The organism is Acinetobacter tandoii, from assembly GCF_008867985.1.
Taxonomy (GTDB): Bacteria; Pseudomonadota; Gammaproteobacteria; order Pseudomonadales; family Moraxellaceae; genus Acinetobacter; species Acinetobacter tandoii.
Window position 1 is genome coordinate 44125 of sequence record NZ_VXLD01000016.1, and the last position, 7785, is coordinate 51909.

Sequence of the window (7785 nt, forward strand, 5' to 3'; positions counted from 1 at the left end):
TGAGCACTAGGCGAGAATATCCCGCTTACCATTCGCCCCCATCGCACTGACAATGCCACTTTCTTCCATTTGGTCGATAATACGTGCTGCACGGTTATAACCTAGACTGAATTTACGCTGTAGTGATGATGTCGAAGCTTTTCGTGTTTCTAAAACAAAAGCCACACATTGATCATACAAGGCATCTCGATCTGAACCGCCATCGCTCTCTTCAAAACCGCGTGAAGTTGGTTCTTCATCATACGGAGTCAAAATTTCATCAACATAATCAGGGTCGCCGCGTTCACGCCATGCATCACAAATACGGTTGACTTCATCATCAGAAATAAAAGCACCATGCACACGTTCAGGTTCAATTTTACCTGGGCCTAAAAACAGCATGTCTCCATGACCCAACATGTCTTCCGCGCCACCTGCATCGAGAATGGTGCGAGAGTCAATTTTACTGTTTACACGTAATGCAACACGAGTCGGAATATTGGCTTTAATCAAACCTGTGATTACATCAACCGATGGACGTTGTGTTGCTAACAACAAGTGAATACCCGCAGCACGTGATTTCTGCGCCAAACGGGTAATCATTTCCTCGGCTTTTTTGCCCACCTGCATAATCATATCGGCAAATTCATCTGCCACAATCACAATCGAAGGTAAAGGCGTTAAACGGGGTGCACGCTCACCCACAACAGAGTCACTGGCCTTCCATGTCGGATCAATCAGATCTTCACCATTTGCCAATGCTTCTTCAACCTTACGGTTATAGTCCGCCAGTTTACGAATTTTAAGGAATGACATGAGCTTGTAACGACGTTCCATTTCATTTACACACCAATTCAATGCATTAACTGCATCTTTCATGTCTGTCACGACAGGAGTAAGTAAATGTGGAATATCATTATAGTTAGCCAATTCCAACTGCTTCGGGTCAATCAAAATAAGGCGCAATTGGTCGGGGGTATATTTCAATAGCATCGACAAAATCATCGAGTTCACAGCGACAGACTTACCTGAACCTGTGGTGCCTGCAACCAGCATATGCGGTGCTTTACCCAAATCAGTAATCACTGGATTGCCTGAAATATCTTTACCCATCGCCATGGACAGTAAACCCGCTGGGTCACGATAGGCTGGCGTTTCTAGTAATTCAATTAGACGGACCATTTCACGTGCACTATTCGGTACTTCAATTCCAATATATGGCTTACCTGGAATTACTTCGACCACACGTACCGAAGCCATCGACATGGATCGCGCCAAGTCCTTCGAAATATTGGTGACTTTGGATGCTTTGACCCCTGGGGCTAAATCCAATTCAAAGCGCGTCACGACTGGTCCTGGTTGTGCCTCGACCACTTTGGCTTTGACATTGAACTCTTGCAGTTTAATTTCAAGTAATTCCGAAAGACGTGCCAATTGTTCAGCCGTGAAATTGACTTTTTTATTCGGATCAACACGATCTAGCAAATCCAATTCTGGTAGCGTAGATAAATCACGACGTTTTTGGGCAACCTGCATAGCACGAGACATTGGGCGTCCCGCAGCATCCGTCAATGGTGCATCAAAGTCAAAATCATCTTCTTCTTGAGGTTTGCCAGCAGTTTCTTGCCATGCTTCGATGAACGCCTCTTTAGACAATTCAGCCTTAGTCTGCTCAATAAAACGCTCTGGTACTTCTATAGCAGTCTGCTGTATCGGTGTTTTAACAAAGGCTGATGATTGAGCGTAGGAAGATGCTACACGTGGCTCATCTACTGTGGCTGTCTGTTGTTCTTCTGCATCAAAATCGTCCAGAAAACGATCTAATTCATCGTTCAACATATGTGCCTTTGTTGCCCCAGCAGCAACACCTACCGCAGTAGAGATACTCGAAATTGGAGCTTCTGCAACGGCAATATCAGGAATTGCGGTAGCTTGAATAGTTTGAACTTCGCTACGTTGGAATGGACTATGTACATCCGAAGCTGCCTTACCACTAGGTACAGCAGCAAGTAGCTCATCAAAAATCTCATCATCGTCCCAATCAAGATTACTTTTGACTGGTTTCGGAGAAGATTCTATCTGAACATCAACGGGATATTGACGCTCTACTACCGAATTGAAATCATGCTTAGGAACCACAGTTTCATCTTCAGCAGCTTTTAATAATGCTTCAATGTCTTGTTTATGTAGTTGATCATTATTGGTATTTAAGGCACGCCAAACTTCACCTGTCGCAATGGTGCGCTGGCTATCTTGTTCAAGTTGATGTGCTTTGGCGATAGTTTTTTCAAACTCTTCATCGTCATCTAAATCGAACTCAGTTGGTTGATTCAATTGAGACTCTTTCTGCACCATATCATCAAACAAACGCTCTGCTGCCACACCTGCAATAAATGGTTGTTCTACAGAGGCTTGAGATGGTTTGCTATGATCCGATTCTGTTTGATCAGCAACCTTGCTTGGAGCAACTGCAATCACCTGTTTTTTGACTTGAGGTGTGGTACGATCAAAATCAGATTCGCTCTCGGGCACATTTTTATAAAATAAATCTTGTAAATACGCAGGTGTAGCTCGCAAGGTATCCCACGTTTTGTTCCACTTTACCCCAAAGGCCAAAGTAAACAACACTACCCAAAACACCACTAAAAACAGTGCGGCACCATAAATGGTCAGCAGTTGACTCAGACTTTGCCCCAACTCATAGCCAATAATCCCACCAGAAGCATTGGCTAAAGTATCTGCAGGTACTTCCCAAAATAAAAATAAGAGTGCTGCCGTTGCCAACAAAATGAAAAACTGGGCAGCATAACGAAATGGTCGGTTCAAAAAGCTACGTGGCCACCAAACCTGAATCGCTTCAATAAATAAGAAAAGCGGGATGAGTAAGCTTGCCCAACCTAAAAATCCAAACAATAAATCTGAAATCCATGCTCCAGCGACACCGCTTGCATTGGAAACCTGTTGGGTGTCACTCGAAATATGCATCCAACCTGGATCAAAAGGTGTATAAGTGACTGTTGCAAGGAACAGATAAATCCCAAATGAGACTAAAAATAACGTCATCATTAAGCGCTGTGCATAAGCACCTGACACCGCAGCCATACTCTGTCCTGTAAGCATTTTTTCATTCATGTTTTTTTGGAAAACAACCTGAATTTGTTTCTTAATAAAACCTGATATTATGCACCTGTTCACGTAAAAAAGATGCAAGATTATGAGGGCTTGTTGTTAACTTTATTCTATATAGCTCAAATCGATTTGTATGATCAATATTACCCACATTGAACACACACAACTGTTATACACTTTCACGTATAATTTCATAAATTTTGAAAGAAAAAAAGGATGTCGCGAATGAGCGTTCGTCACTCACGATTAATTATTTTAGGTTCTGGTCCTGCAGGTTACAGTGCTGCAGTTTATGCTGCGCGTGCCAATTTAAAGCCAATGCTGATTGCTGGCTTGCAATTGGGTGGTCAATTAACCACAACAACGGAAGTCGATAACTGGCCAGGTGACCCAGAAGGTTTAACAGGTCCTGCACTAATGGAACGTATGCAAGCTCATGCAGAACGTTTTGGCACTGAAATTGTGTATGACCACATCAATGAAGTTGACCTCAGTGTTCGTCCATTCGTCCTTAAAGGCGATATGGAAGAGTTTACTTGTGATGCACTGATTATCTCAACGGGTGCAACTGCACAGTATTTAGGCTTAGAATCTGAAGCAAAATTCATGGGGCAAGGCGTGAGTGCTTGTGCAACTTGTGATGGTTTCTTCTATAAAAACCAGAAAGTCATGGTAGTTGGCGGTGGTAATACCGCAGTCGAAGAAGCCCTCTACCTGTCTAACATTGCTTCACACGTGACGCTTGTGCATCGTCGTGACAGCTTACGTTCAGAAAAAATTCTACAGGACCATTTATTTGAAAAAGAAAAAGAAGGCAAAATTAGCATTCTTTGGAACAATCAAGTGGATGAAGTCTTGGGTGATAACACAGGTGTAACTTCTGTACGCTTAAAATCAACTGTAGATGCAAGCACACAAGATATTGATGTCCAAGGTTTATTCGTTGCAATTGGCCACAAACCGAATACGGGGATGTTTGAAGGTCAACTCAATCTACGTGATGGCTATATTCAAGTGCAAAGTGGTACCTCTGGTAATGCAACAGCAACATCGGTTGCAGGCGTATTCGCAGCAGGTGACGTTGCAGATAGTATTTACCGTCAAGCTATTACTTCTGCAGGTTCGGGCTGTATGGCTGCACTTGATGCTGAAAAATATCTGGATGCTCTAGGTTCATAATCCTTTGCATCTACAATGAAAACCGTCCGAAAAGGGCGGTTTTTTTATGTATGATAGCGTAAAGAATAATCCCTGAATTTAATCATGCAGCATACTTTAGCACCTTCTGAATATTTATTTCCCGATCCCATAAACTCAGACCCAGAAGGACATGGACTGATTTGCATAGGTGCTGACCTCTCCCCTTCTACGCTTTTTGAGGCCTATACACACGGTCTTTTTCCATGGTTTTCTGAAGGTGAACCTATTTGCTGGTGGTGTCCCGAGCCACGCTGCATTATTCGACCTGAGCAATATCATCCGAGTAAATCCTTGCTGCGGAATATGAAAAAGCATGACTATAAAATTACCATTAATCATGCTTTTGAATCGGTAATTCGCTCCTGTGCCCTGCCTCGCAGTTATGCAAATGACACGTGGATTTCCGAAGATATCATTCAAGGTTATTTAGGTATGTTTTCAGCAGGTTATGCCTATAGTGTGGAAGTATGGGAACAAGATCAGCTTGTCGGTGGGCTGTATGGAGTAAACATTGGCAAGGGCTGTTTTGGTGAATCCATGTTCAGCACACGAACTGACGTGTCTAAAATGGCATTTTATACCCTAATGTTACTTGGGCAAGAAAACCAGTTACCTTGGATTGACTGTCAATTGGTTAATGATCATTTACTCAGTCTTGGTGCTTGTACGATTTCTCGACAAGCGTATTTAAATTCGTTACAAGATATTATAAAACAACCCCCTATCGATTGGAAAAAGTATCAAGAGGGTGTATTTTCAAGTAAAAGAATAGCGTTATCTTCGCAATTAATCGAATGAAAACAATAGAGGGATCTTTATGAATTCATATCACCCGAAGTCCCTGTTAAATGATTTACAGTACTATATTACGCCACCACATGAATGCAGTTACCTTGAAAAGAAATCTGCTCGCATGGTTTTTCTAGATCCAGCCCATCGGATTGATGTGGTCACGTTGTCTGAACTTTCACGTGTCGGTTTTCGTCGTAGTGGAGACTTTGTTTACCGTCCTGAATGCCATTTGTGCCGTCAATGCTTGTCTTGCCGCGTTCCCGTCCAAGAGTTTCAAATGAACAGCAAGCAAAAAAAAGCTTGGAAACGCAATCAAGATCTCACAGTCAAAATTACTCAACCGAAAGATGCGAGTGATGTACATTATGCGTTGTATGAACGCTACATTCGTGAACGCCATGCCGACGGTGATATGTTCCCCCCTAGCTATGACCAGTTTGAAAAATTTCTGATTCATACCTGCACTGAAAGTTTTTTTCTGGAACTGTGGAAAGATGAGCAGTTGCTCTGCGTTTCGACCTGTGACCAACTTGATGATGGTGTGTCTGCGGTATATACCTTTTTTGATCCCAATGAAAATCGTCGTTCATTAGGGGCTTTTGCCATCATGAAACAAATCCAATATGCGCAACAACAGCAATTGGACTATGTTTATTTGGGTTATTGGGTGCCCCATTCCAATAAAATGAATTATAAATCGCAATACACGCCTTTAGAATTATTGCTTGATGGACAGTGGCGTCGTATCAACCGCTCACTCAGTGCAGAAGAAATCCAACTTTTGGGAAACTCATTAATGACCACACTTCCTTCAGGATGGAATAATTCAATCATTAAATAGATGTATTATTTTGATGGAGTTTATTCACTCCATCAAAGAATGCTTTGAATCATAATTTAAATAACTGAGAAAAATCGTCAGTACATGCTTTAACCATAATAATCGCATGTTCACGCCCATCATTCGGGCATGGATAATAATTCTTACGTAAATCGATCTGATGAAAACCAGATTTTTCATACAGTGCAATCGCAGCTTGGTTGCTTTCACGCACCTCTAAAAAAATTTGCACAGGTTGATTCTTAAGTAATGCAATTGACTCATCTAACAGCCTATATCCTAACCCTTTACCCTGCTGATTGGGATGAATAGCCATGAGCAATAAATTCGCCTCATCTAAAACTGGCTGCAAAATACAAAAACCCACAACTTGTCCAGCCTGCTCAATCACCGTACTTTGGTAACTGTGCACTGCATCCTGAAATTGGTTCAACGTCCAAGGATGACTTTGTACCAGCTTTTCAATTTGAGCAACCGCATTGACATCAGTTTGTTGCATTAAACGAATCATGCACGTTCATCTTATCGATCTAAATAGACCTGCATTATAAAAATATTTCGCAGAGAAACGAACAAAAACAGGGATATTTTTCATATCCCTGTGATCTTTAAAGCCCATCACCAAAGACTAAAGCCCTAGCTTTGCTTTCCAATTGGCCAGCAAACTTACCGTATCCAAATGATTTGGATGGAATCCTGGTTTAAAATACGCCAACATCTCACGTCCCATTCCCGTAATAATCCCTTTCGATGGACTATAACCATAAACATAGATATCTTTTAATGCCTTTAAATTGAGTTGATTATCTTGTTTTAACAAGCGTAGAACAAAATAACTTTGCACAACAAATAAGGTCGCCATGGCAGCAATTAACGAGCCACAACGTGCTAGATAGGCTTTCACTCCAGTTCCAAATACACCCTCAAACACATCATAAGCCACCGCTTTATGTTCATTTTCTTCGATCGCATGCCAGTACCACATAGTCGACATGGTTTCGTCAGTCATGAGTTCCTGAATATGGCGATTAATCAGTAATTGCGAAGCAATCGTTGCCGTAAAATGCTCTAAAGCAGTGGTTCCCATCAAGTCGATCATTTCTTGGGTAACACCCACAGGTTTAAATAATATTGCAGCTGTCTTGCAGAAGCCTTGAATGACTTTATCTGTTTGTTGTTCTAAACACGCGACATCATGTCCGTACTTTTGTGCCGAAGCATTAAAACCAACATGTTCTTGCGTATGCATGGCTTCCTGCCCAATGAAAGCACTGATTTCTTTTTGCAGCAGCTCATTGTCTTTAATTGCAGGGTGATAACGTACTGCACGCACACTATCTATGAAAAATTGCTCACCTGCTGGAAAAAGTGCAGACAACGCCGTCATGAAATGCGTCAGCCCTGCCGAGCCATTCATCCAATATTCAGGCACATTTTCAAAATTAAAATTCATACGACGTACAGGAAAACTTGCTCCTGCACGATTGGTAATTTTTACCTTAGCATTCATTCTGAGACTCCTACAGACCCATTAGATCTAACCATCTTTATGCTTGTTTTTCTTGATTCTAATATTACGGTTTTCACCACCAGCGATAAGGGCAGATAAGGTCAGTGAAGTATCAGTTAAGGACAGTTTTGAGAGTAAATTGTCTGACAATCTTATTTTTCTACAGCTAATGCCTACAGGCTATATGAACCCATGTCTCGTATGAATAAATTCTCAGAATGTCTAAGTCATGGATAGAAATACAAAAGAATAGAATTTTATCTACATAAAAAAAGCGCCCCAAAGGAGCGCTTTTTTCACACAATAAAGTGATTATGCAGTTACTTTCGCAACA

General features: G+C 41.6%; 6 protein-coding genes. 3 read left to right on the forward strand and 3 right to left on the reverse strand.

Annotated elements, in window-relative coordinates:
* Positions 1–6: 6 nt before the first annotated feature.
* Positions 7–3081: a DNA translocase FtsK gene (locus F4W09_RS15625; protein WP_151505333.1), complete on the reverse strand. Its 3075-nt coding sequence runs from the start codon at positions 3079–3081 to the stop codon at positions 7–9.
* Between the two features lie 252 nt (positions 3082–3333).
* Here F4W09_RS15625 and trxB point away from each other — a divergent pair, with 252 nt between their 5' ends.
* From trxB to F4W09_RS15640, 3 genes are all read left to right on the forward strand, one after another.
* On the forward strand, positions 3334–4287 hold the full coding sequence (gene trxB / locus F4W09_RS15630; RefSeq protein ID WP_151505329.1) for a thioredoxin-disulfide reductase: 954 nt from the start codon (positions 3334–3336) through the stop codon (positions 4285–4287).
* 84 nt (positions 4288–4371) lie between these two features.
* Positions 4372–5106 carry a leucyl/phenylalanyl-tRNA--protein transferase gene (gene aat / locus F4W09_RS15635; RefSeq protein ID WP_044738239.1) on the forward strand — a complete coding sequence of 245 codons (735 nt, stop codon included), beginning with the start codon at positions 4372–4374 and terminating at the stop codon, positions 5104–5106.
* A 19-nt stretch (positions 5107–5125) separates the two neighbouring features.
* On the forward strand, positions 5126–5941 hold the full coding sequence (locus F4W09_RS15640; RefSeq protein WP_044738240.1) for an arginyltransferase: 816 nt from the start codon (positions 5126–5128) through the stop codon (positions 5939–5941).
* Between the two features lie 49 nt (positions 5942–5990).
* Here the strand turns inward: F4W09_RS15640 and rimI are convergent, their stop codons facing one another.
* Together rimI and F4W09_RS15650 are read right to left on the reverse strand one after the other, a co-directional pair.
* The gene (rimI, locus tag F4W09_RS15645; RefSeq protein WP_044738241.1) at positions 5991–6452 is read right to left on the reverse strand and encodes a ribosomal protein S18-alanine N-acetyltransferase; all 462 of its coding nucleotides are present in this window, start codon (positions 6450–6452) and stop codon (positions 5991–5993) included.
* A 117-nt stretch (positions 6453–6569) separates the two neighbouring features.
* Complete coding sequence (locus F4W09_RS15650; protein WP_151505330.1) at positions 6570–7451, reverse strand: metal-dependent hydrolase; 882 nt, start codon at positions 7449–7451, stop codon at positions 6570–6572.
* Positions 7452–7785 lie beyond the last annotated feature (334 nt).